The 26,127-nt window shown below is 52.4% G+C and carries 11 protein-coding genes; 5 read left to right on the plus strand and 6 right to left on the minus strand.

The window, feature by feature from the left end; translation table 11 throughout:
- Positions 1-24: 24 nt before the first annotated feature.
- Positions 25-1,011 carry a zinc-dependent alcohol dehydrogenase family protein gene (locus BM231_RS21970; RefSeq protein ID WP_093522891.1) on the plus strand — a complete coding sequence of 329 codons (987 nt, stop codon included), beginning with the start codon at positions 25-27 and terminating at the stop codon, positions 1,009-1,011.
- Positions 1,012-1,048: 37 nt separating this feature from the next.
- On the opposite strand, the gene BM231_RS21975 is transcribed toward BM231_RS21970, so the two are convergent.
- The 6 genes from BM231_RS21975 to BM231_RS22000 form a co-directional block, all read right to left on the minus strand.
- On the minus strand, positions 1,049-1,921 hold the full coding sequence (locus BM231_RS21975; RefSeq protein WP_093522893.1) for an urea carboxylase-associated family protein: 873 nt from the start codon (positions 1,919-1,921) through the stop codon (positions 1,049-1,051).
- Between the two features lie 209 nt (positions 1,922-2,130).
- Positions 2,131-3,447 (minus strand): ferredoxin reductase family protein, encoded by a 1,317-nt coding sequence (locus BM231_RS21980; protein WP_093522895.1) that lies wholly within the window; start codon positions 3,445-3,447, stop codon positions 2,131-2,133.
- 205 nt (positions 3,448-3,652) lie between these two features.
- On the minus strand, positions 3,653-4,966 hold the full coding sequence (locus tag BM231_RS21985; RefSeq protein WP_093522897.1) for an ATP-binding protein: 1,314 nt from the start codon (positions 4,964-4,966) through the stop codon (positions 3,653-3,655).
- Positions 4,963-5,631 carry a response regulator transcription factor gene (locus BM231_RS21990; protein WP_093522899.1) on the minus strand — a complete coding sequence of 223 codons (669 nt, stop codon included), beginning with the start codon at positions 5,629-5,631 and terminating at the stop codon, positions 4,963-4,965. Before BM231_RS21990 ends, BM231_RS21985 begins: the two co-directional genes overlap by 4 nt.
- A gap of 165 nt (positions 5,632-5,796) precedes the next feature.
- Positions 5,797-6,324 (minus strand): P-loop nucleotide/nucleoside kinase family protein, encoded by a 528-nt coding sequence (locus BM231_RS21995; RefSeq protein ID WP_093522901.1) that lies wholly within the window; start codon positions 6,322-6,324, stop codon positions 5,797-5,799.
- A 65-nt stretch (positions 6,325-6,389) separates the two neighbouring features.
- Complete coding sequence (locus tag BM231_RS22000; RefSeq protein WP_093522903.1) at positions 6,390-7,385, minus strand: AraC family transcriptional regulator; 996 nt, start codon at positions 7,383-7,385, stop codon at positions 6,390-6,392.
- Between the two features lie 277 nt (positions 7,386-7,662).
- On the opposite strand from BM231_RS22000, the gene BM231_RS22005 reads away from it, so the two are divergent.
- The 4 genes from BM231_RS22005 (at position 7,663) to BM231_RS22020 (ending at position 26,123) form a co-directional block, all read left to right on the plus strand.
- Complete coding sequence (locus tag BM231_RS22005; RefSeq protein WP_093523035.1) at positions 7,663-8,124, plus strand: (2Fe-2S)-binding protein; 462 nt, start codon at positions 7,663-7,665, stop codon at positions 8,122-8,124.
- A gap of 1 nt (position 8,125) precedes the next feature.
- Positions 8,126-10,312, plus strand: coding sequence for a xanthine dehydrogenase family protein molybdopterin-binding subunit (locus BM231_RS22010; protein WP_093522905.1), 2,187 nt, complete (start codon positions 8,126-8,128; stop codon positions 10,310-10,312).
- 371 nt (positions 10,313-10,683) lie between these two features.
- Positions 10,684-14,277, plus strand: a complete 3,594-nt coding sequence (locus BM231_RS22015) for a hypothetical protein (RefSeq protein WP_093522907.1) — start codon at positions 10,684-10,686, stop codon at positions 14,275-14,277.
- A gap of 32 nt (positions 14,278-14,309) precedes the next feature.
- Positions 14,310-26,123, plus strand: coding sequence for a LysM peptidoglycan-binding domain-containing protein (locus BM231_RS22020; protein WP_093522909.1), 11,814 nt, complete (start codon positions 14,310-14,312; stop codon positions 26,121-26,123).
- Positions 26,124-26,127 lie beyond the last annotated feature (4 nt).

Raw genomic sequence — 26,127 nt, forward strand, 5'->3', positions numbered from 1 at the left:
GCCTCCGTGAGAAGGAACTCCCTCATGAAAGCAATGGTTCTGATCGATATTGGAAAGCCTCTTGTCTTGCAGGAACGTGGTTCTCCACCAACACCACGTTCTGGTGAGATTCTGGTTGAGGTTGAAGCCTGTGCGGTTTGCCGGACAGACCTTCACGTCGTGGACGGTGATCTCACGAAACCAAAACTCCCGCTCATTCCCGGACACGAGATTGTTGGTAGAGTGCGTGCATGTGGGGCAGGTGTTCAGGATCTCAAAATCGGCAGTAGGGTAGGCATCCCCTGGCTTGGGCACACGTGTGGCTGTTGTTCCTTTTGCCAAAATCATCAGGAAAACCTCTGTGATCACCCCATTTTCACGGGCTACACACGCGATGGCGGCTTCGCGACCCACACCATCGCAGACCGGCATTTTGCATTTGAGCTGGATGAAGACGCAGATCCGGTATCGCTTGCGCCACTTCTGTGTGCCGGCTTAATCGGCTGGCGATCTTTAAAGAAGGCTGGCAAAGGCAGAAAGATAGGTATCTACGGCTTTGGTGCCGCCGCCCATATCATCGCGCAGATCTGCATCTGGCAAGGTCGTGATGTCTATGCCTTCACCAGAGCAGGAGACACACAGGCCCAGGACTTTGCAAGAGAACTTGGTGCCATTTGGGCAGGCAGCTCTGAAGATCAGCCACCAGAAAAACTGGATGCAGCCCTCATCTTTGCCCCCGTGGGTCCACTCGTTCCAGCCGCGTTGAGTGCTCTGCGCAAAGGCGGGCGTGTGGTGTGCGGCGGCATTCATATGAGCGACATCCCGCAAATGCCCTATGCGCTTTTGTGGGAGGAGCGGGAGGTCGTTTCCGTTGCCAACCTGACCCGCGAAGATGGGTTGGAGTTCTTTCCCCTCGCCAAACAAGCAGGCGTGAAAACCCACTGCATTCCCTACAAGCTGGAACAGGCCAATCAGGCACTGGAAGATTTGCGTGAGGGACGGCTATCCGGCGCAGCTGTCCTCGTGCCGTAACACGAAGAGCAACTGCGTCTGGCCAAATCAAACAAGATCAGGCTTGGTGCCGACCTGCATAACCACTGCGTTTGGCGGCAGTCCAGCCTTTCAGACTGCCCTCTGCCGGTTTGAAAATCTCAACAAGAAGCGGGTAGCAAGGCGTGTTGTCGTCTGAATGACTGCTTCCGCAATCGCCGCCCGGGCAAGCAGAAAGCGCCCCCAGAAGGTCGATCTCAGCAAAGAACTCAATAAAATCACCTGGACGAACAGGGCTGGCCTTCATGAAGTACTGGTTTGTATCGCGGGTAAAGCCTGTGCACATGAAAACGTTCATCACATCGTGCACATGAGGCTCAGCTCCATCCAGCGAAAGACCTTTCGCATCTGCCAGAGCGCGGGTCAGGTTGGAATGGCAACAATGGTTGTAATCCACGTTCTTGAGCATGTGGTTGGTGTAAGGGTCGCAGCGTGTACCAATCACATCATGCACACCTGCGCCATCATCATCCCAGCCGTACCAGTCCAGCGTATCTTGCGTAATCGTTGCCATAGGACGCAGATAAGGCATCGTGCTCCATAGTCTGTCCCCGGTCGAAAGGTGAGAGGCATGCAGCTGGCGGGTCTTGCCGCTGAAAAACCGTTCATTAAGGTCATTGGCATTCCACAAGTTGAGATCACCAACCTGCGGGCCTTCTACACTCACAATCCGGAAGAAATGGCCAGCAGGCACCTTGAAATGCCTGCCATCACGCGGTGGCACCACGACCTCGTCAATCTTCTCTAAGCTCTCTTTAGCCTGCTGATAAAGCTCAGCGTCATAGGTCGGCAAGTGATCCACTTCGTAACAAACGATTGGAGACTTTGAGCGACGATCATCGGAAGGAGCAGGGATGTCGGTCGTAATCGAGCGGGAGGCGATTTTTGTCATGAGCCAATGATCCTAAAAATAAGCAGAATTATTGGTTCTGATTGAACCCTCCTAATCTCAATTAATATATTGATTTAATTTCATTGATCTTAGCGCCCCTAAGCCTTTCGAAGGGGCCGCTAAACCAGACAAGCAATAATGGTATTCGGCCTGAGAGAAAGGATAGCTGCACCAGCAGGTCATGCAGCTATCCTTCGGTTGGCCAAGCTCTACTTGGCCGGGGCGAACTTTCCAGAATGCCGGTTAACTTGCTGAACCAGAAACTTAAACAGTTTCCGTAAGCCAAGACCGGAGCGCATCTGGAATTCTTCATAATGAAACAGGCGCAACGGGTACTTCAGGGCTTTCAGATCTCGCATCAATGCTTTCCGCATCACTTCAGGACCACAGAATGCAATCGGCATCACGTCGAAGAATTTTCCCTGCAGGATTTTCAGTAACCGCGCATCAATGTACTCACCCATGTCAGACTCAAAGTACTGTACATGAAGGTTCGGCAGACGCTTTTGCAGCGCATCCAGTTCCTCTTCAAACGGGTTCTCCAACCGGTTGCGAACGCCATAATAAAGGTAAATCTGTCCGGTTTCCTCTCCGGTCAAAGTCTGAGCCCATGACAGGAAAGGGGTGATGCCAACACCGCCCGCAATCCATATCTGATCGCGATTGGAGGCAAACTGGCGGAACCCGCCATATCCCTTGCTGACCTGAGCTTTTGTGCCAACTTGGAGCTCGTGGACGCGAGATGTGTAATCACCCAGCGCAGAAATGCAGAACCGCAACCGGCCATCTTCTCGCGGGGCAGAGGCAATCGTGTAAGGGTGCACTTCGCCCATGCCATCCTGATCGAAGGAGACGTAAGCAAACTGACCGGCATTATGAGAGGTAGGCTTGCCTTCAGGTTTCAGCGTCACACTGGTGATGCGCCCGTAAATCTGAACATCTTCGACCTCATAGGTCTTTGTGCGTCCAACCATGCCTTTGTAAGTCAGATACAAAAAGGACGCGATACCAGCAAAACAAAAGGCTGCAACATAAAGACCAAGCGGATCGCTCCATGAAAACACATTGGGGATCATCAGGAAGTGAGCAGCAGCAAGAGCGAAGAAAATGCCGATTAGGCGGTGTGTCCAGCGCCAAATATTGTAGGGAATGAAGGTTGCCAGAGAACCAAGACCCAAAATCAGGATGCCGTAATAACCAATCTCGCCCAGCTCTTTCGCAAGACTGTCCGTGTCCCCGCTCGAAAGTGCATCCGCATCAATGCTTTCATGCAGGAAAGCGGCAGCAATTGCAAAAATCGCCAGCCATTTATGCAAGACATACACGCGGTCCAGCGGACCAAATAGAGCCTCAACGCCTTTCATCCGTGTGGCCATCACCTGAACCAGCCCCATAAAGATCAGGGAAACCATGCCAAAATACTGGCTCAGCAAGACATCTGAGTCTGCTTGTCCACCAAACTGGGAGAAAATCAAAAGAGGGGGGAGGATGCTGGCGATAATGAAGGTCAGGCCAATCGGTTTCATTCCGGTACGCTCAATTTGAATTGATGATGCGCACTCAGATGAAACTCTGGCTATGAAAGGTGAGTGACGTCGTTGGGGGACATCGCACACCATTCATAATCAGAAAACTCCGTGTGAGTTGCAATCGCAGCTTTGGAGTAGGTTTCAATCTGAGTGCTTCCCCTAAAATCACTCATAAGCTGAAACCTACCTGAAGTTTGCGACACTACTTTTTCAGTTTAAGCACAAAACAGGCTCCGCCCAGACGTTCGCTCTTGCCAAGGGATATCTCGATCCCATTGCGGCGACACAGAGTTTGCGTAATAGACAGGCCAAGGCCCGCACCAGAACTTGATTGCCCCGGCATGCGGAAGAACCGCTCAAACACCTTCTCACGGTATTCTTCAGGTACACCCGGTCCGCTGTCTTCAACACTCAGTTGAATATGATCGTCACGGCGCTCAAGAACCACGATCACCTCACCATCAGACGGTGTATGCCGGATTGCATTGCCAATCAGATTACCAAGCACAGCGCCCAGATCTTCAGGGTCAACAACGGCTTCCACATGTTCTGATTGAAGCAGTTGCAGTTCCACATTTTTATCAAGTGCCGCATGGGCCTGTTGTGCAAGGCTTTCCTGAAGAACAGGCAGCAGGTCGTGCTCTGTTATCTCTTTGTGGACATCCTGACCTGCACGGGCATGCTCCAAAAGCTTGGCGGCCAGATGCGTGGCCCGGTCAACACCTTCAATGATGTTATCAAACCGCAGTCGTGTTGCATCGTCCAGCGCGTCCCGCTCAATCACCTGACACTGCGCCTTCACTACAGTCAGCGGTGTTCTGATTTCATGGGCCGCATCATCAATAAAGCGCTGTTCACGGGCAAGGTGCTCTTCAATCTTGTCAAACAGCATGTTCAGGGAGTCCACAATCGGAACCAGCTCATCCGCCTGCTTCTCCGTCGTCACTTTGCCCAGATTTCCCGGCTCCCGCGTTGCTAGCGTTTCTGAAAGAGCTGTGAGAGGACGAAGCCCGCGTTTGACGATAAATATCGTCGCAATGATGGAAAAGACGAGCACCAGAGCTAGCGGAATAGAGACAGTCGCAACTGTCTGATCGGCCAGCTCGATTGCCTCATCAAAAATGACACCGATGATATAGTGCTGACCTGTTTTTTGCCCCGGAAAGTTCCAGACAACCCAATCGTCCCGACCATGTTCAATTTCTTGAACGCCCGGCTTTAGTGTTTTCGGCAGCACCACCTTGTCGGAGGACTTGTATATATCATTGCCTGAAGCATCGCGAATAACGACGAAGTAATCTCCAATCACATGATGCTCATCCAAGTGTTCGGGAGAAATAGTGTCACCTTGAAGCTGCGCAATTACGCTGGCAAGCTGAAAGGTCTGTGCATCATGGGTCTCATAGAGCTCTTCCTCGGTCAAATTGTAGACAATGGCGGAGAAAACACCCCAGACCACAAACAACAACGGGATCAGAAAGATGAGTATTCGGCGACGGATTGATGAAAGTTTCATGCCGGGATTTCCTCATCCACGATGTAGCCAACCCCCCGGATCGTTCTGATCAGCTTTGGGGTGGTCTTGCGGCGGATCTGAGAGACATACACTTCAAGCACATTGCTTTCCGCATTCTCCTCCCAGCCATAGAGTTTTTCCATGAGATCTGACTTGGAAACCACACGGCCCCGACGCTCCAGCAGGATTGTTAGCAAGCGGAAGGCGAGGGGTTGCAACACAACCTCAGTACTGTCGTAACAGGCCTTCTTCTGGTCCAGATCAAGCGTCAATGCCCCGTGCTGTAGCAACATTCGTGTTCGTCCGGCAGACCGGCGCACCAGCGCCCGGCACCGGGCCAGAAGTTCTTCCATATCAAATGGTTTGGTCAGATAATCATCTGCACCCAGATTAAGCCCGTCGATCCGGTTCTTGGTGGTCTCCCGCGCAGACAGGATCAGGATAGGAACATCCGCCTTGTCATCGCGAACGGCCCGCAAAAACTCCAGACCGTCCTGACCAGGTAAACCCAGATCAAGAATAACCAGGTCGAATTCTCCGGTTCTCAGAGCGTCTTCTGCCAAAAGACCATCATCGACCCAGTCCACTATAAATTCATGACGTTCCAGAAAAGCTTTGATTGCGTCGGCGATCAGCCGCTCGTCCTCAACCAACAATACGCGCATGTGTTCCTTCCAGCAGGGCGAAGTGCACCCGATATTTGCCTCAACTCTTTCACATCTACAAAAAACATGAAACTGAATTGTGCCTGAAGAAATCGCATAGGCTGTTACAAAACGAGGGAAAATCTCTTTGGATCTCAGTGAGCTTCAAGCGTGGTTCTGTTGATCCTAATAGGATCCGTACCGCACCAGCTGGCTGAAGGCCTCAATGACCTCTTCAACATTGTCTTCAATGGGCTTTTCATAGGTGTCGACCACAAGACGATGCTTCTTCCAGGGCTCATATCGCCGCCGCTGTACGTCCTCCCAACTGGGTAGGGATAGGGCGGAGATATCGTTGTGTCTGGTCTCAACACGCGTCTTGTGTTCAGCCGCATCAGAGCAGATCACTTCGATGTTAAGCGCTTTCACCTTGGCGCCCAGCGCCGCTTCAAGCCAAATGTTGCGGGTGATCTCAATCGGATTCACCGCATCTGCAATCACGTTGTTGCCAAGCAGCAAGTTGTCTTTGGCAACCGCTGCTGCAGCAACATAACCGGCATCTTCTGCGCGCGAGATCGCAAGAACGGAGGTCTTGAGGGCAGCCTCAAGTGAATCAATACGTAAATGAACGGCCTGCAGGCGTGGGGAAAGGGCCTTTGCTAAGGTCGTTTTACCAACGCCAGGCAATCCCGAAAGAACAAATAGAATAGCCATGCCGGGCTCTTATCAGCCCAAGGTTTCATGAAGCTTTCTTCAAGCACGGCTAATTTAGGTCGTTCTTAAGCAATCCCACGCACTTCCATCGGCGTCTTGCCTGTCCAGCTGTGAAATGCGCGAAAGAACGAGCCGGTGTCCTTGTACCCAAGCAGATAAGAGATTTCCGGAATGCTCAGATCACTACGTACCAGGTAGTGCTGGGAGAGTTCAGCGCGGGTCTCGCTCAAAATGTCTTGAAAGCTCTTGCCTTCTTCCTTCAGTTTGCGTTGCAAGGTCCGCTTGCTGGCGTTCAGGTTCTGGCTGATTACGTCAATGGTGTTCTGCCCCGCTGGCAGGCTTTCCAGCAACGCATTCTTCACCCGGCGGGACATCTCATCAGAGCTGCCCGTGCTCTGCAGTTTCTGGCGCAGCCCGTCTTCAAACGTGTCCCACATGCCTTCCATCTGTGTGATCAGCGGGCGAGTCGCGTCCTGCAGCGAAAGGGTGATGTGCGCCACCGGAGCAGGAGTTGCCTTCACCCCGCATTCCGCTTCAACAGCAGACCAGTCCAGATCCCCAACAGGACCTCCCACACTGAGCGGCACAATTGGCTCGCCAGTAAAAGTGCGGCTGCAATTGGTGAAGTAGACAATCTCGAACTGAGCCAGAATTTCAGGAAACGGTTCTGTCGGGTCGCTGGAGGTAAACAAGATCGACACGGTACTGTCTGTACGCTCAACTTCCAGCCGGATAGGCGCAATCAGAGGCTTGAACAGCGCAAGACGCTTTACGCCTTCCTCAATGTTTGGACTACAGGAAAACGCAAAGGCGTGCGGAACAAAGGTGCCTTGCTTGATGGTGTGCCCAAGTTTGATTGCCAGATCGTTGCCGCCATATTCCTGATGCAGCGCATGCCAAATGGCGAAATACTGCGCCTGTGTGATGCCCTTGGCCGTCGGACCCAACTGCTCGATTGAAACTCCCGCACGGCGCATCACCCGGTCAACAGGCAGGTCAAGGTATTGTATGATTTGCGCCATCATGGCAGCGCCTGGGTAAAGATGTGCGTGTTTCGTCATGCTCGGCTCGGTCTCATTGGTCTTGCCACTCTTTCATCTCGAATTTTTGCTAGGTGTGCCAGTGCCAATTTACATAGTGGCGCGATATGGCAGTACTTTGGCGCGATTTGCCACTGAAAGCGAGAGAGGTGAGTGCTAGGGATAACTACAGATCATCTGTTTCAGGCCTAAAAAGCAGAAAAGCGCATTCCGCATACAACATTGCCCCATTCAAACAGTGCCTGAGATTATTGCTGACCCAGCCAACCGCTACGGATCAAAAAAGGGATTTTTTTTGATGGCAATTTCTTTAAAGCTGAACGGCCAGACGCATAAGGTCGACGCCGAACCAGGAACCCCGCTTCTTTGGGTGATCCGCGATGAACTCAAGCTCACCGGCACCAAATTCGGGTGTGGTGTTGCCTCGTGTGGTGCATGCACCGTCCATTTGGATGGCGAGCCTGTCCGCTCCTGCCAGACGTTTATTGAAGATGTGGAAGATGCCGAAATCACCACGATTGAAGGTCTGAAGTCCACGCCAGCACAAGCCGTGCAGCAGGCATGGACAGAGCTGGACGTGGTCCAGTGCGGATATTGTCAGTCCGGCCAGATCATGTCCGCTGTTGGTCTGCTCAGCGAAAATGCAAAGCCAACACTGGAAGAAATTGACGACTACATGGACGGCAACGCCTGCCGATGCGCCACCTACCAGCGCATTCGCTCCGCCATTGTACGTGCATCAGAAATCATGGAGGCTTGATATGAGCGTTTCTACCTCTCGTCGTGGCTTCCTCAAAGGCGCTGCTGCCTCTGCCGCTGCTGTTCTTGTGATTGGTGTTGCCCCATCAGGTGTTATGGCCGCTGCAAATGGCGCGGATACCACCATGCTCAACCCGTTTGTAAAGATTGCTGCAGACGGCACGGTCACTGCCATCGTCAAGCACTTTGAAAAAGGGCAGGGCCCGGCAACCGGTCTCACCACACTCATCGCAGAAGAGCTGGGCGTCAGCATGGATGCGATAGAGTATGAGTTCGCACCGTCCAATCCAAAACTTTACAACAACACCGCGTTTGGTCCTATTCAGGGCACCGGCGGCTCTACCGCCATGTTCAACAGCTTCAAGCAATACCGGCAGGCAGGCGCTGCGGCCCGCGAAGTGCTGTTGCAAGCTGCATCGCTGGCTTGGGATGTACCAGTCGCCGAGCTCAAGCTGGAAGATGGCGTAATCTCAGGTGGCGGCAACAAAGCGCCAATCGGTGAGTTTGTAGCAGCTGCAAGCAAGCTGACAGCACCGGAAAACCCGCGCCTGAAAGATCCATCTGAGTTCAAGCTGATTGGCAACGCCAGTGTGCGCCGCAAGGACACGCCGCCTAAGATCAACGGCACCGCCAAATACGCGATGGACATCCAGTTTGACAACCAGATGGTCGTCACCATCAAGCGTGCCACCCGCAAGGGTGCAACTGTTATATCCTTTGATGACAGCGCAGCAAAGCCTGTCAAAGGCTTCATCCGTGCGGCCACACTGCCCAACAAAGCTGGTGTCGCTGTTTACGCAGAAAACACATGGGCCTCTCTGCAGGCACGTGAAGCTCTGGAGGTCACCTGGGACAACTCAGCTGCTGAAAGCCGCAGTTCCGAGGATGTCTATAAGGAGCTGATGGCTGCTGTTAACACGGAACCGGAATACAACCTGACCAAAAACGATCAGGCAGAAATTGCAGGTGCGATTGAAAAGGCAGACAAGGTGGTGGAAGAGACCTTCTACTTCCCATTGCTCGCTCATGCTCCAATGGAACCGCTCACCTGTACCATTGAGGCGACGGACGACGGTGGCGTGATTTTGCATGACGGCTGTCAGATGCCAACCTCACCACATGCAGCGCTTGCGCAAATCCTTCAGGTGCCTATGGACAAGGTGCAGGTCAACACCATGTTCGCGGGTGGCTCCTTCGGTCGTCGTGCAACACCAACGGTTGATTATCAGGTAGAAGCAGCGCTTGCCTTTGTGATGACGGATCGCCGCCGCCCGGTCAAACTGGTGTGGTCCCGCGAAGATGACATCACCGGTGGCTACTACCGTCCGGCATTTGCACACAAGGTTCGTGTTGGTCTTGATGCGGATGGAAACATCGCTGGCTGGGACCACCGCGTTGCAGGCCAGTCCATCTCCAAAGGCACTCCGTTTGAGGCGTTCTCGGTGCATGATGGGGTTGATCACCTTTCCGTAGAAGGTGTCACACCAACATCGTACTCCATCCCGGGCATGTTTGCGGGCCTGACGGACATCAAACCTGCCACAACCGTTTTGTGGTGGCGTTCCGTTGGTCACACCCACACCGCCTACGTCATGGAAGCCATGATGGACGCCGTTGCAACAGCAGCGGGCCGTGATCCGGTTGAGTTCCGTCTGGCACATCTGGCAGGCGATACGCCAGATCAAAAACGACTGACAGGCGTTCTCAAACTGGCAGCTGAAAAGGGCAACTGGGGTAAAGGCGCTGAGGGCCGCTCTCAAGGTGTCGCGGTCCACAAGTCCTTTGGCAGCTATGTCGCGGAAGTCGTCGAGATTTCAGGCGATGCAGAAAACGGCGTGAAGATCGAAAAAGTCACCTGCGCAGTTGATTGCGGTATCCCGGTCAACCCGGACGTGATCAAGGCACAGATGGAAGGCGGCATCGGCTACGGCCTCGGCCACGCCATGCGCGACGAGATCACGCTGGAGAACGGTGAAGTTGTCCAACAAAACTTCCCGGACTATGAACCGCTCCGCATCGGGGATATCGGCGAGATCGAAACACACATTGTCCTCTCCACCGAAGCCCCAACAGGTGTCGGTGAACCGGGCACACCACCATCCGCTCCGGCACTGGCAAACGCCATCGCCGCGAAAGGACCACGTGTGACCGAACTGCCAATGACAAAGGCTGGCGTCACCTTCGCCTAAACTGATTTGACAGAGCAAACGGCAGGCTGAGTATTCATCAGTCTGCCGTTTGCGTATTTAACAAAAAAACGCAGCTCACACGTAAAAAACGCAAACCAACGCACAAAAACACGATCATTTTTCAGCTCACAAGGCATTTGGTGTGCAATGCACACTAACGACCTGATATTAAATAGTAATTTCAATAGGTCTTGGATTTGTGAAGCAAAAACAGCTTCCGGCAGATGAAACTTTTTCAGCTCACTTTGTGAACCTTCAATTGTCGCAAATTGAAGCCAGCCTGCACCCTATGTTCCCCTTAAAAGCGCGGAGCACTGCTCCCGAATTCTGTCTTTATCCCCGTTGGTAGACTGGGCTTTGGGAGCTGAGCAATGGAATTCCTGCAACAAACCTGCAAAAGCCTTTATCTGGCTCCAAACTCTGGCGACAACGCCGGTGGCTTTGCGTTTGTTGTCAGCAAGGTAGCCTCCCGAAAAACTAGGCTCCCCAAGCGCATTTCGCTCAAAGACGCGCTCACCAGCAAAACCTATTCAGGCTCCTTCATCTACTGCCCGGACCCGCTGAATTGCGGAGATAAAGAGAGCGGCCAACAGGACCTGGTATCTGGCCTGCACGCTTACCTGCAAAGCATGAATGTACTGCGCGGTTTCATGTGGCTTCCCAGAGACTTAACACCGCTGCCAGTCCCGCAGGATTACAAAGGCCAACGCCCAGCCTTCTTTTCCATCAACGCCGCCGGAACAGAGACAACCAGCAGTCTGTCCTACCTTCTGGCGCCCGAGCTCACCATCGAGTTCTATTCAAGCGCTTATATCGGTGTTTCTGAAGATGAAGAGAACCTCCAACTCTCAGAATCTGCCATCCAACTGGGAGGATATCTCAGCCCGGATACAGGGTCGGTGAGCAAAGCAGACATCCGCTGTTCCGGTCCGGATCGTGGGGCAATCGTGTTTGATGCTGAGTTCGAGCGCGGCGCTCTCCATGATCAATGGAATGTGGGTTTTCAATGGGTTACGAAAGATGCGGAGACCAAAACCGGCGTCAATGGTCAACGCTTTGCCTTGGGCACAGGCGATGATGGCAGCCGTAATCCTCTGCCTATGACGCTTATTGTGGACGTCACCGACGCGTTGAACAACTACCCAACGCATAACCGGACAGACCCCAACCGCTGCGCCTTCTATTTCCGCGCCGAAAAGGAGAGCGGGCAGGGTCCAACCCTGAACAGCTTCTACCGGACCACCTACGGCGCGCCCGTTGTTTTACAGGGTATCACCGCTGACAGTCATATGAGTGATGCACTGCCTGCAGGCATTATCCTCACCCCGAGCTACGAGAATGCCTCATCACTTCATAGTTTTATCGCCAGTCCTGTTGGTGATTTCCTCGTCTGCGCACCAGTCGCAAAAGGCGATACAAAAGCCCGCTTCATGTGCGGGTTGGGCGGCACAGAGTTTCTGGAAGTCCCAGGTGTTGCAAGACACGCGCTCTCTGATGGAGCACGGCTGCGGTTTGTACCCGATCAGCCAGCCTACGCGCCGGTATTCCCGTTGCCTTTGTCATCTCCCGTTGGACGCCCCGCACCCAAAGGTGCCCCGCTCAAAGGCAACTACAAAACGTCGTATGTACAGGTATTCCCACCGGAGAATGCTGCAGAAAAAAGTGGAGTATCCATCACCTATGTAGCGCAACCGCACGGCAGCGCGCTGCACGGCTATGACGATGAAATATGGCAGGAAAACAAGGAGTTGCTGGGCACCGTCAGTCCCGCTTACACACTGCCGCAAATGGAAGGTCAGGCCTTTCCCATGTTCCCTTACAGCGGTACGGATGAGGGTGACCCGAGTTATTCTCAGTGTGATGTCGCCCTGTTTGAAAAAAGCATCGTAGCGCCAACCCGCCGCAAGGTGATTGCGTCTCTGACCAATGCTCAATCAAACACCAGAGAGAGTAAAGCGCAAACAGGAGAGGGGGATGCAACCCTGACAACCCCATTGGGCGTGATCGCCACGCTGCAATCGCCTACAGACGCCAGTCATTGGAAGGAGGTTAAGCTCGCTCAAATCAAAGTACCAACACCTTCCGATTTTGCCTTCAAAGATTTATCCCCCAAGCTCATAGAGGCCTTTCAAACCAATCAACTGTTTCTGGTTACCGCAAACCCTTCAGAATTAGGTGAAGCAGGCTCAACCTTCCTCAACACGTTGAATATCGAAGACTGGCAGATTGAAGCAGATGTCGGCAACTCGCCAGATTTTGGTGACTACGCCAACATATTGATTATTAAAGGAATACTCGGTCCACTCTACGATCCGAAGGGCAGTGAAAAAGACAACCTCATCTCCAATCCGCAAAAATGGACCCAAAAGGAAACCTTCGCCGCTCCAACAACCGAGCGCGAAAACACACCAGACAAAGCCCAGCTGGTCAACGTCTCCTCATGGCTTCAGGATTACTTCAAAGCAGCCTATGAAAACCCCGCAACCGAGTACTTCGAAAGCTTCAACCAGATTGCTGCCGACCCCAACTGGACCGGTGTACTTATGCTACGCGCGCGTATCAAATCACCGCCCGAGCAACTGGCCGGTATTGTGGCTGGCGTGCGCGATCCTGCAAAGTTTTATGCCCACCACCTCGCCATCCGCATCAATCAGATCAAAGCAGGGGCAAGCGGCGAGAAAATTGCAATTAAAAAGCAAAGCTCGGTCTTTGGTCTGATTTACTACGAAGATAATGATCTCATTGTGCCAAAGGGCGCGACGGGCCCGGAACCAGTTGTGCCCTCTGCAACGCGCACATATGACTTCATCCTGCTCTCGCTCAAAGTGCTCTTTGAAAACTCGGCGATAAAGAAGTTCTCCTCCTTCGCACAACTTTCCATGACCAAGATTTTTGGCAGCGATACGGTCAGTTCAAAGCCCGTTTTACCGGCAGGCCAACCACAGCCCAAAGGCAGCCAGTATAAGTCGCTGATTATGAAAGCAAGTTATCAGGACAACAACAACCACCCGTCCTACACCATGGCCGCAACCCATCCCTATCTGTTCACGGTCGACAACAACATCTTGGAGCAGACAGAGTTCACATCCGCGCGAATGAACACGATCTCCAGACACGGAAAAACGCAGGAAAATCAAACAGAACCACTCATCCGGTTTGCCTTTACTGGCTTCCTCGATTTCGCAATCCTCAGTGCAGGCAAGAACGAGCCGGTCGACTTGTTCTCCTTCGGCAATGAGCCAGACCAACAAACCAGCCAAAATGGACTGGCGTTTAACGAGCTCGGCCTGCAAATGAGCTTCACACAAGACAACGCCTATGAGAGCCAGAAGATCACTTGGGACAGCTCTCAACTGACATTCGACAGCAAAAACAGTACGCCTCGCAATGGTAGCCTCGTTGCCACTATGCCATTGCAACTGAAAGGGTTTGTCAGCTCCGACAGCGCAGATAAAACGCCAGCTTCCATGGGATACTTGGATGTTGTGACCAACGTCCGCCAGCAAGGACTGTCAGACAAATGGAACGGCCTTAAGTTCGAAGTTAGCCTTGGTACCGCCGGAGATCTTGCTGGCAAACTGGGCCTCACCGCTGATTTGCTGCTGGCATGGTCACCGGACTCGGCGGGCGAAATCTACAAATCCAAGACTGCCATCCATATGCCAGGCTCCTCCAACGGTGCCTCGCTGATCAGCTTGCAGAACGTGCTTTCCATGTCCTACGGCCCGATCCAGCTGCTCTACACGGAAAATCCCAATCGCAAAGAGGCTGATGCCAGCAAGCAATACATGTTTGTTCTCAATGAGATCGCCATCAAGTTTCTGGGATTGGCTAAAATTCCACCAAGCGGCGCCACATCTTTCTATCTGTTTTCAGATCCGGATGAAGGCAGTCAGGGCTCTGACAAAACCACAGGCCTAGCCTGGTACGCAGTCTACAACAACGAGCCCGCTGACAGCAAATAAATCACTCCTTCAATCAGCACTGGTGCAGCAAGATGAACGAGCACAGTCCAATCGAACCATTTGAGCACGTTGCTATACCTGATGAGGAGAGCCTGTCTGCTGAGCTCTCGAATCTGGTGCAACTGTTTGCCTCCGCTGCACAGGATCTCAATGCAACGCTCTCCAATGGTATCATCGGACGGCTCATGGATTTTCTGCGCGGCAAAAAACTGCGTTACTTTCTGTCACAAGACCAAAGATCAGGCAGTGCCGCCAACACCGTCAACCTTATGCGACGGATGATTTCCCTTGGGTTTCAGGTAGATGTGGATCTGATCTACGACAGCGGCCAGAAAACACTCCTACAGGAACTGGCGCAGCTGTTGCCCGGCTTTGACCCGACCTCTCGCGCACCAATGACGCTGGATGGCATCACCATCACCTTTCACGCCTATCAGGAAACCACTGTCGGCGAGATAACCCATCGCTCAGTGCCCGGTCTGTCTGGCAGTATGCCGCTCTGCCTGTGTGGTGGCGGCAGCATTCCCAACATCGACAACACCAGCATCGCGACAGCTGTGAAATGCAGCTATTTTGTTTTGCTCCAGCCCTATCTCTGGACAGCAGAAAACTGCTCACAGGCCGAAAAGACCTGCTCCGCCAACTCTATGGTGGTGCTACCGGGTCTCAAGCAGATCATAAATCTTGATGATCAGCTGGTCCTGCAAGGCCCACAGTTTGCCTATCGCAGTTTCAAGCAGGACCTAAGCCCAAAGCTCAACTGGGCGAACCTGAGGAAGATCCCAGAGATCAACACTAAGGTCCTGAGCGCAGCGCAGAATATCAGCAATGCTATTGGAAAATCCAGCCAGTCCGGCATCGAGTTCTTTCCGGTTGCGAGTCTGCCAAGTTCATCGACAGACAAAACATCGCTTGTCGGTAGTGCAGAAGGGATTGCTTTTGAGCTCATCGCCGCAGCCGCACTTCTGCAAAAGCAGAAAGGCTTTACCAAAAAGCCCGTTGTCATCGCTGTTTTGGATGATCTGAGCAATTCCACATGGCAAACCCTTGCGCGATACTTTCCTCAAAAGAACGCCGCAAAGCAGGGCGCAACCACCTCTCTTGATGAACTCACGAAGAACATCAGTGCTTATTGCAAGAGCCAGCAACTATTCCGAAATACCTCTACTTCAGGCACTGGTATTTACCTGAATAAGGATCTGTCAGGCTCCGCAGGTGCTACTTTCCTCAGCAAATTGAAACCGGGCGCGACTGTTGTCACTTCCTTGCCTGACCTGCCACCAGATGTGATTGAACACCTGTATGGTGCAGCCACATTGCCAAGTGTTCTGGAAGGCACCCAAAGCGCTAATCTGGCTGTAAATCTGGGAAAACCGTTTTTCAAACTCGGTAGTTTCACATCCAATCCTTACCCGAGCACATTTGGAAACGGCAAGGGGAAGGCCGCCAGTAGCACAACACCAACCACTACAACACTTTTGGATGTCTCCAAAAACCAGATTGCCCTTGGAAGCTCCGCGTTTCAGGAAGGCTACAAAGCAACGATGCCGCCCAATGAACTGGCGCAAACCATCGTGGATATGGAGACACAGTTTCGTTCTGAGAAGGGCGAATACTTCGACTACTTTGATGGTCTCAAACAGTATTACACCGCCCCGCAAAATGATAAGCTCTTACAAGCGCTCGGGTTTTTAGCGGCCAGATTTGCTCTCGTTTCCGTTGCCAGCGGCGTCTCGGACAGTATCTTCTCTGATCTGCAAACACTGCAAACCACACTGACACAGAGCACAAAAAAAGGGGTGCTCGCACTGATCCCCAATGTGCTGAAAGAAGGGCCGTTTCACACCTTCCTGCAAACAGTGTTGGGTTCAGGTGGGTTGACCATTGGCTCTGCAAAAAACCCAGTGACCATAAAGCCCGTTTACACCTCCAAAAAGCTCAGCAAGATCATCGTGCAGGGAAAGACCTCGGACTTTCTCGGCACGGAACTGGAAGTAACGCTCACTGTTTCCAGCACAGGGCGAGCGAGTAAAAACCACAGCAATTACAAAGTCCAGCTCCAGCTTTCATTGGAAAAACTGGAGCTACCGGGGGTGGAATGGTTTGCACTGGAAGACACAGGCCTGTCCATTGAATTTTCCAGCAATGGCGCACGCCTCACAGGCGGTTTACAAACCTCCGTTGAGGTCGGCGATACGCTCATTCCATTCCACATGGATTTCCCAAGCTCTGCCAAAAACAAGATGGTGGTGCAGGGCACATTTGCAGAGGAGGCTGCTCCTTCGCTGAACTCCATATTCACGCTCATCGGCGGGATGAATTTTGCAAACTCAATCCCTTCTGAGTTTGCTGACCTGAATGAGTTGAATGTAGACGGTCTGCGTTTCAACTATGACTCAAAATCCAAGAGCATAGAAAGCTTTCAGATCTCGCTGAAAGACAGCAAGGAGTGGGATCTGTTCGGCGGATTGAAGCTGAACAACCTAAGCTTTGAGATCACCGCATCACAGCCAACTGGCAAACGCCAGATAAGTTGGGTGGCCTCCACGGATGCTACAATCGGTTCAAGCGACAAACCTGCAATTCTCGATCTCTCTGCCACCTATCCGCAAACCACTGTCACGGCAACGCTCAGCCCGGATGGAGTGAACCTACCTGTCTCAGATTTTGTGAACGCACTGCTGCCAAGCGGCTATCATCTTGATGTTGATGCAGATATCGCAAACCTGTTACTGGAGTATTCTCCGGGGCAGAACAAGAACAGCAGCACGTACTCTGTTGAGGCTGGAGTAGATTTGAAAGGCTGGCAGATCACTTTGCCACCCGCTAAGTTCGAACTCAACGACATCTACATTCAGGTAAAGGGCATTGGAACCAATTCGGTAGGGTCCATCAAAGCCTCAACGACGCTGTTCGATGGTCTGCCAAATGTTCAGCCCGTCCCGGTTAATGTGACAGCCACATTCAACACGCAAAACCATCTCTGGACGTTCCGTGGGGAGCAGGGCGACACACCCATCAAGATCAGTCAGATCATTTCAGCCTACCTTGGGACTGGCTGGGCAACGAGCGCACTTGATATCGACGTATCAGGCCTCAATGTGACCTTCTCAACCAGGACCGGGACGTCAGCAGCCAATTACGAGTTCGCAGGCACCGTAGATCTCAAAGATGACGGACCAAGCTGGCTTCCGAGCGATGCGACCTTCACGGCAAAAATTGGAGATACGGGCGGAAGTGAGCTGCTGTTGCCCGGCAGTAAAGCACGCATTCCGGTGCTTGATGACCATAACGAGGTTATCTTCATTCCCCCGGAAAGATCATTGGTCCGGTATGAAACCGCAAAAGCAAACGGCAAATATGCCTTGCTGACTGCCGACATCCTTTGGGAAAATATCGAACTCACGGTATTTTACGAGTATGCCAAAACCCATTCTCACTTCGGCATCACATGGGGTCTGTTTTCCGCAGAAGTAGACGATGATCAGACTGCGACGATCAAGTTCACAGATACGACCACACTTGGTGCCATGGTTGAAACCTTTGTGGAATGGATGACTGGAGCCAAGTTTGGTCTCGCTGCACCTTTTGACCTGCTGAATGACGTCAAACTTTCCGATTTCGAACTCAAATGGAATTTCAAAAATAAAACGGTCAGTTTCACTATCGACATCGGGCCAATCGATATTCTGATCGCCACTGTGACGGGGATCACGCTCACCTACAACAAGACTGCAGGTGTCTCTGTCGAGCTTGACGGCCATTTCTTGTGGCCGATTTCAGATAGTAATGAGGCAAAAAAGAACCCAAAGTGGCGTGCTGATCAACCCTCTACGACGCCTAGTCCCGGTGGCGCAGGCAACAAGTATCTTGACCTTCGCTTGCTTGCTGGTGGGCAGCATGTAGACGTCAAAGGCCTGCAAGATATCACCACGGTACAGCAGGCTGTCGATATACTGGCGGATCTTCCCAAACCTTCAGTGGGGAAAGTGCCGGATATCGGATTTGCCGGTGACATCAACTGGCTGTTTGCAACTGACTTCGGTGTTCTGAGGATCGATTCCAGCAAAGAGTTGGGGCAGGAGCATCAAGGCGAGCTGGAAAAGAGCGGCCCAAAGTACACTTTCACACTTCAGGTAGTCCTCACAGACCCCAGCCTTTATGCGCTGAGGATTGCTTGCAGCGGCAAAGCGGCAAAGATCTTTTCCGGTCTGGATTTTCAGGTCATCTACAAAAAAGTCTCACCGGGGCTAGGCAAATTCTCCGCCTCAATTGAACTGCCAGAAATCATGCGCCGCATTGACGTTGGCGCCGTCACAATCACACTACCAACATTCGGCATCGAAGTTTACACCAACGGCGACTTCCAGATTGATGTGGGCTTCCCCTGGAATAACAACTTCTCGCATTCTTTCTCAGTTGAAGCCATTGTCCCGCCAGGCATCCCGGTAAAAGGCGGAGGAGGGTTTTATTTTGGCAAGTTGCCAGCGGCATCTGTAAAGGGACTACCCACATCCAAGCTGGGTTTCTTCAACCCCAATCTGGTGTTTGGCTTCGGCGCGCAGCTCGGGCTCGGCAAGTCTCTTGAAATGGGCATTCTCAAAGCCGGTTTCAGTCTGACCGCTTTTGGTATTTTGCAAGGTATTCTAGGCAAGTGGAACGCCTATGATGATACGCATTCAGGCAGTGGAAGCGCATTGTCATTGCAGGGAGAATACTTCTTCTCCCTCACTGGCACCTTCGGCATCATCGGCAAGCTTTATGGCTCCATTGATTTTGCAATCATCAAGGCCTCGGTCAATATCAGGATCGAAGTCAGCGCCCAGGTCCGGCTCGCCTCATATGAGCCGATACCACTGACAATCTCGGCGAAGGTGGATGTCCGTGCATCCGCGAAGATTGACCTAGGCCTCTTCACCATCAAAGTGAGCTTCAGCTTCTCTGCACACGTCCACACCACCTTCACATTAGGGGCTATCCAGAACCCGAAAGACGCGCCCTGGCTGGATCATTCAGAAGCCTATGAGGGTCTGCTGGCAGCACCGATAGCGGACCGCCTCGCACTCTACAGCCGCTTGCCAATGCTGAGGGACTCCTATGAGACGGTTCCCGTAGTGTTCAACTGGGCAAACCTGCAACCCGCCGCAGATCCCTCTCAAAACCCACTAGAGATCCATCTGGGTTATGGTTTGACCTTGGCAAAGGATGAGAACTGGTCTTCTTCTGAAGAGGCCCGTCCACCCCAACTGCCATGCTACGTCGTCAATCTGTTCATAGCAGCACCAGCCCCCGCAACGCCGGAAGACACCGAACTTTATGAGAAAGCAGCAGGGCAGCAAGCTGATACTGGTTTTGAGGCTCTGGCCAAGATGGTGACCCGCTGGCTTATAGCTGCCACGATGGGTGATGAAGGCCACAGTTCAGACCAGATCGACAAACACGTAATCAGTGCAGTTGAGATCAACGCCATACTGGATAGCCTGAGCGGATTGGAAACCTCGCCAGACGCACCGACGCAGCAGGACATCTCTTCATTCCTACAGCAACAATTCATACTTGATATCGGTTTGCCCTCACGCCAGGGCGAAGCGCAGGCAACCTATTTCCCAATGGTGCCATCGCTTAGTATCGCGCTGAAACAAGACAGCAAAACAGTGCTCTCCTATGCCTTTGCAGACTACAATACGATAACCACCAAATATCTGAAGGACTTAACAGATTACTTTAACCAGCTCAGTGTTCAGGTGGAAAAAGAGAGCAAGAAACCATCCTCTGAAGTAGATGTGTCTGGCGATAAAATATCAATTACATCATACATTTATGAAAACTACTTCATGCTTATTATGAAGCAGATGATGCAAAACCTCTTGAGCGGTCTGCGCGACTTCAATTATCCACTCACAGCTGGAGACACACCCAATGCTATTGTGAGTTGGATCAACAAACAAGGTGCGTTTTCTGGCGCGAAATTCACACTCACTGATCTCTTCAAAGCCAACAACAGTCATCCTCTAACAGAAGGTGCGGACGTCACAATTCCAACAGCACCGCTTGTCATACCGGCGGGCAGCTCCTTCCAGACGCTGTCCAGTAACAACCCATACAAGGCAACTGTCGGAGCCTCTGACCTCATGTCTAAAAACAAGAAAGTCGCAGGTCTTTTACGCAGTGGTGCGCAGATTGATTACACAGCGTCAGATGGAACTGAGAAGAAGCACATAGTCTCTGGAGGGCAAACACTGTGTGCAGTCGCCTCTGCTCTTGGGATCACAATCGACGAGCTGACCAACAGCAACACCATACAGCAACAACAGAACCTTCTGGTTGTCGGGTCTACGCTGCAGATGCCTGCATTCACGCAAAAGGCAGCAGACGCAGACACGCTCTCATCTATCGCGCAGAAGTTTGAAACCGATGTTGAAGCACTGGCAATAGATGCAAACGGAGAGGTTGCAGATCTGTTTGCTGGTGCATCAGGCTCCAACACAGGATCAGATGCTGGTAGTCTGAGCATCGTGCATCTGCCTCAGTTCCCTGTTGGAGAGCTCATCAAGGAAGTGCAGCGCACCGGTGGCATAACCCACCTGTCAGGCATGGCCTCACGCTATTACTTCCACGGCATGCGTCTGCCAACAGATGGCATTACACCACTTGTTGAGGGCATCTGGGTTGAAAAGGATGAGGCTGGAAAGCTCAGTCTGCCGAATGAGGTAGGGCTGTTCGCTCTGTCCGGTCAACAGCTCGCCATTCCAACGCCGCTGACAAGCAGTCTCTCCTTGCTGTTGAGTAAACCAAAGGATGCAGACTGGATCTCACTTGGAAATGACCAAACCACCCTGAAATACGAGGTGGATGTACCACCCGACAGCGAGGCGACTGCAAGCAAGGACTATCAACGTATTGAAGCCGTCAACACCTACGGGAAGACAGAGTATCTGTCAGCCGGACCAGAGCAACTCTCTCTCCTTGCAAAGGTAGAGCAACAACCAAGCGCTTTCCCAATCCCGCACTTCATCAACTGGCAAAGTGCAGAGCCAATCAACGTTCCCACCACCGATGCCGAAAAGCCGTCAAACACCCAATACTTGCGTTTGTGGACGCTTTCAGGTGCTTTGACTGCATTGGGTACCAGCACCGCGCAGACCAGTGCTGTTGTGCCCCCACAGCTCCTTGTCGAACAGGTGTCCATGGATGCGGCCACCGGAAAGGCAGTCAAAACCCCGCTGACGAACTATGGCTGGGCGTCAACGATTGAATTCTCCATCAAAAAACTACCAGCTCAGACCACGAACGCACCAGCAGCGGAAGGCAAAGCCGCAACGGATGCAGCTCTGAAAACAACCTACGAGCTGAATGGGGTGAGTTCAGCTGGTGTTCTGATCTTGGAGCGATTGCTGCAAAGTCTTTCAGCGGATCATAGCTTTGCATCTCTCACCCTCGGCTACAGCAAAGGCTCACAAAGCAGCGGTACCTATTTTGTGGGTGAGGGCGGCAGCAATGTCACGTTTGGCCTCTCGCAAACCAACCTCTCCACGGTGACCAATCCAACTGGAGAATTGTTGTTTGAGGCTGCAAAGGAGAGCCAGAGCCCAACGCTTCTCAACACGCCCATGTCACTGGTCAAACTGCTATGGGAAGCTGGCGTCACCAACTCCGGTGGCTTCTATCTCTACTACACTGCTGATGACGGGCAAACCGGATTACCGCCGGATATCTTCAACGAGAAAGGTGAGGCGACGCTATCTCTGGTCATCATCCATGAAGATCAGGAGTATATGCACTCCTACGTCAACGGGCTTGCAACTGCACAGCCGCTTGCTGGCTCTGGCTCATCGTTGACTGCAGCTGCAAAGGGCGAGCTGGTAGAACACACCACCACTAATGATGACACGCTGGTGAGTATTGCTAAGCGCTATCACTCCAACCTCAACTCACTCATTGCCAATACTCTCGCCTCTGATCAGGAAGCATCTGTGAGCGGTAAAATCCAGCTGTTGCCGGGCAAAACCATCAGTATTGAGCAGGGCACTTATAGGGTTCCACAAAGCAGTGATGCATCCTTCGCAAGCATCGCATTGCGCTTCGGGACAAGTATTGACGCATTAATGCATATCAACCCACGCCTGACAGGAGAAAGCGTACCTGCGGGCACGCCACTACGGCTCCCCGTAATTGATCTGACAATTGGCGCAAAGACCTTGAGCAACGACTTGTCGACCTGTACATGCCTGTCGGACATTGCGGATTACTTCGGCACAGAACCCATTGTTGTTGCGACCACAAATGCAGAGATGGAGCAACTGCTTGTCCCCGGTCAAACACTCACTCTGCGTGCCGGACCGCTGACAGTCCAACCCGGAGAGCACCCCGGCGTTCAGGCGCTCAATGCACAGCGCGAGCAGGCTCCTGAAATTCCCAAAAATGGAACAGGTGACGACTACGCAGCGGCCCTGTTGCTCAACAATTACAGCCTGTTGGCCTATAAGATCCTGGGAAATCAGGACTTCAAACCCAGCAATATGGGCCTACCCATTGGCGTTTCAGGAAGTTCAACTTCGCCCAATGAGGGAAAGGTCCGGTATGTGCTGGAAGCGTCTGCTGGCGATGCTCAAATGTATCACGGTGCAATCTCGTATCTCAGTCTCGTCAAACCCGAGGGCGCTTCAGAAAGCACGCAGCTCAACCCGTACAGTGCCAATGGGCTACTTCTGCAAACTCAACTCGGCTGGAATGATTATTACGGCAATACGATCCTTTCAACGCTGGACGAGCCCGCAAAACCTGCAGGAAAGCTGAACCGCAAACCGGCGCTTCAGGGGTACACAGATCAGATCATCCCGCTCTCGCAATGGCCCTCTACCTCTGCGAACTGGACAGTGCAGCCTGAGAATAGCGCTGAAACAGATCCGGAAAACTTCACAATCCTCATCACGTTCAGCTTTGATAGTGGACCCTTCATCCCACAAAAAGGACAGGACCCGGAGATTGCCCAGCAAAGAGCACACTCGGCGCTGGTTATTGTTGAAGACATGCTGGCCCAGTTCAACGACCCCAACGGCTTTGCAATAGAGGTGAAGTCGACGCTCTCGCTCAACACCTATCAGCTTTCAGCGCACGAACTTGAGCAGTTAATCGGCTGGTGGCAAGGTATCGAGCAGTTCCTGATCCAACAAAGCAATCCGGAGGAAACAGAGGCCCTTGAGACAATACCAGCGTTATCGCTGCCTGTGACTGTGCCAATGACCAGCCTCACTGAAAAACTGATCATTGAGCTTTCGACACAGCTCATCTTCAAACGAACCCATGGCATTGCGGTCGGTGATTATGCGGCTGATCCGCTGACACGATCTATCGCCAACACTGTTGCCATAAAAACCTCCGTCAGTGCACCAGGCAAGGACACCAGTACGTCCACGACACCTAAGCCAGACATTCTGGCTGAGTTTGCGCAGTGTGTCGCGCAGTCTATCCATGGTCCGGATTTCAGCATGATGGTCGCCTCCGGTATCAACCGATACGCACCATCCGCTGGCGTGTCTTCCAATGCGACGTGGGGTGTTCGTGTCGGCGCCAAGCAAGGAGACCCAATCTCATTCCACATCACAGATGAGAACCAGCCAGAAATCTTCGCGCCGCTGCCGGTCAGCAACACGCTGATCTCCCGCAGCACCTCGGTTTACTCCTATGCCGGACTGGATGATTTTGATGTAAGCACAGGAAAGTTCACGGGCACTCCGGTTCCGAGCACCTTCTCGAATGTAGAGATGGACGTCTGGCTGAAACAGTACTTTGAGTTCTTTGACGCGCTGCTATCTCCAAAATACTCCTCCGCAATCCTGTTCATCGACAAACTTGCAACAAGCAAACCGACGAGCATCTCATGTTCTGGAGAGAGCCCAATCGCCGTTGGCGGGTTTATGGAGGCATTGGCGGAGCAAAAGAAGAGCCTTGCGCAGATCACAACACGCATGCTGGCACCCATCTATCAGGATGGCAGCAGCACGCGGATGAGCTCCGCACAAGAGACTTTCAGGCAAACGCTGCTGGAGGAGCTTTCCAATCTCTACACAACACAAGCTGTCCTCTCGTTCGCAGCGGACATCACCGCCAACATTCCGCTGATAGGCGATGAAGAAACACCGCAGCTGTACGGCAACATCAACCTGAACAGCGTGACAGACTGCCCGCCAGATACGCAGGAAGAAGCGCAGCAGCCAACACCAGCAAAATCTCTTGCAAGTCTCTTTTCCCTAACTTCTGCCAAACTGAAACTGCAGGACGGAGCGCAGCAACCGCTCACTTTCCTACTTCAGGCCTCAGAAAAACTGGGAGAGACAACGGAATGTCTCTCTCTGGATCTAAGCTACAAAGTCACGTCTCTGGAACACCAGATCAGCGCGGTTCAGGGAATAGCCGACTACAAAGCTTCAAGCTGGCTCTCTCCAATACAAGCGGAAGGCACACCAGTTCTTGAAAAGCCGCTGGGGGCTTTCAAGGTGCCCATCCTGCTGCGCAGTTTCCCGGAAACGCCGCGCATGGTCTCACAAGCTGGTCCGGCCTATGACAAAAGGGCCAAGACACTCTCCCAGATCACCAAATGGGACTATGAATACACGTATGGCCTGAACTTCCATTACCTTCAGGACAAAGCTCATGGTCAAATCCAATTCAACCTCAAAGACAAACCACTAGGTGAACTCTCCGGATTCATGGATGCCTTCGCCGAACTTGCGCAGTTCATCTCCATCCAGAACAACCTAGCGAGTGTTCTGGATCAGTACGTCCCGGTCATAAACGCTGGTAACCAGTCAGCTGATGCTATCGAGAAGGCGGCACAAGCTCTGGCTGTGATTATCAAGGTCAATGAAGATATCATCTGCAAAGCAAGCGCCAGCGGGAACCTATCAATGTTCGCGGCAGCCTCGCAAAAAGAGGGCAGCGAAACAATCAGCTTCAGCATTTTGGAAGAAAATCAGGACTACAGCGAGGGCACTGAACAAACATCTCAGCGTTGGATCGTGAAATTGATCCTGGAAGACTGTACCAAGCCTGCAGAGTTAACCGGAGACCCTGTGGTCGAAATTCCAAATTGGACAAGCCACCTGGACAATTGTGAATGTGTAGATGGAAAGCTGACCTACACCTACTATTACACGCAGAAAACAAAGGGTAAGCAAACCTATCTGACACAGGATATTGCACAGCCCTTGAGTGACCGTCAGGTCGTCATGCCGGGCATGCAAGTACTCGCACGGCAGGATGCGCTGGCCTCCATGTACATGATCCGCAACAGCTACATCCATGGCAAAATCACGGATGGTTTCGTGTTCAGAACGCCAACGGCGACCTTCAAAAATCCGTACCACCCCACATTGTCCAGCTTTCAACCCCTTAACATTGCATATCTCGGCAACCCTACAAATGAACCTCATCAGCGGAGCCTCAAGGAGCATCTGGAACATCTCTTCTACCTGCTGTTTCATGGTGAATATGTTGGCGACATCACGCTGCAGCTCAATATCGGCTACAGCTATCATCTCGCCCAAGGCCTAACAGAAGAGCCAATCGACCTTCCAATCGCTCTTCTGCCACCAACCCCCGTCACTATCGGGAGGAACGGCACGCCGAAGGGGGATATTCTTGAAAACCTCGCCAACTCAATCACAGCATGGGCGCAGGCACACAAGCCTTCCTGCAAAGCCGCTCAGCTGAACATTGCCATGAACATCATGTCCAATCTGACGGAAAACCCCATGCCCTTGCTCAACCTGCAAAACCTCTACCTGTGCACCGACGATATTGTCCCACCACTGCCATCTTACGAAGATGAAACAGAAGGCGTGTGAGCCA

The organism is Pseudovibrio ascidiaceicola (genome assembly GCF_900114245.1).
GTDB lineage: Bacteria > Pseudomonadota > Alphaproteobacteria > Rhizobiales > Stappiaceae > Pseudovibrio > Pseudovibrio ascidiaceicola.

Bases quoted from the DNA above. Each gene is read 5' to 3' on its own strand.
- BM231_RS22015 (WP_093522907.1), top strand. From the start codon at position 10,684: ATGGAATTCCTGCAACAAACCTGCAAAAGCCTTTATCTGGCTCCAAAC.
- BM231_RS22020 (WP_093522909.1), top strand. From the start codon at position 14,310: ATGAACGAGCACAGTCCAATCGAACCATTTGAGCACGTTGCTATACCT.
- BM231_RS21980 (WP_093522895.1), bottom strand. From the start codon at position 3,447: ATGAAACCGATTGGCCTGACCTTCATTATCGCCAGCATCCTCCCCCCT.
- BM231_RS22000 (WP_093522903.1), bottom strand. From the start codon at position 7,385: ATGACGAAACACGCACATCTTTACCCAGGCGCTGCCATGATGGCGCAA.
- BM231_RS21990 (WP_093522899.1), bottom strand. From the start codon at position 5,631: ATGCGCGTATTGTTGGTTGAGGACGAGCGGCTGATCGCCGACGCAATC.
- BM231_RS22010 (WP_093522905.1), top strand. From the start codon at position 8,126: ATGAGCGTTTCTACCTCTCGTCGTGGCTTCCTCAAAGGCGCTGCTGCC.
- BM231_RS21970 (WP_093522891.1), top strand. From the start codon at position 25: ATGAAAGCAATGGTTCTGATCGATATTGGAAAGCCTCTTGTCTTGCAG.
- BM231_RS21985 (WP_093522897.1), bottom strand. From the start codon at position 4,966: ATGAAACTTTCATCAATCCGTCGCCGAATACTCATCTTTCTGATCCCG.
- BM231_RS22005 (WP_093523035.1), top strand. From the start codon at position 7,663: ATGGCAATTTCTTTAAAGCTGAACGGCCAGACGCATAAGGTCGACGCC.
- BM231_RS21995 (WP_093522901.1), bottom strand. From the start codon at position 6,324: ATGGCTATTCTATTTGTTCTTTCGGGATTGCCTGGCGTTGGTAAAACG.
- BM231_RS21975 (WP_093522893.1), bottom strand. From the start codon at position 1,921: ATGACAAAAATCGCCTCCCGCTCGATTACGACCGACATCCCTGCTCCT.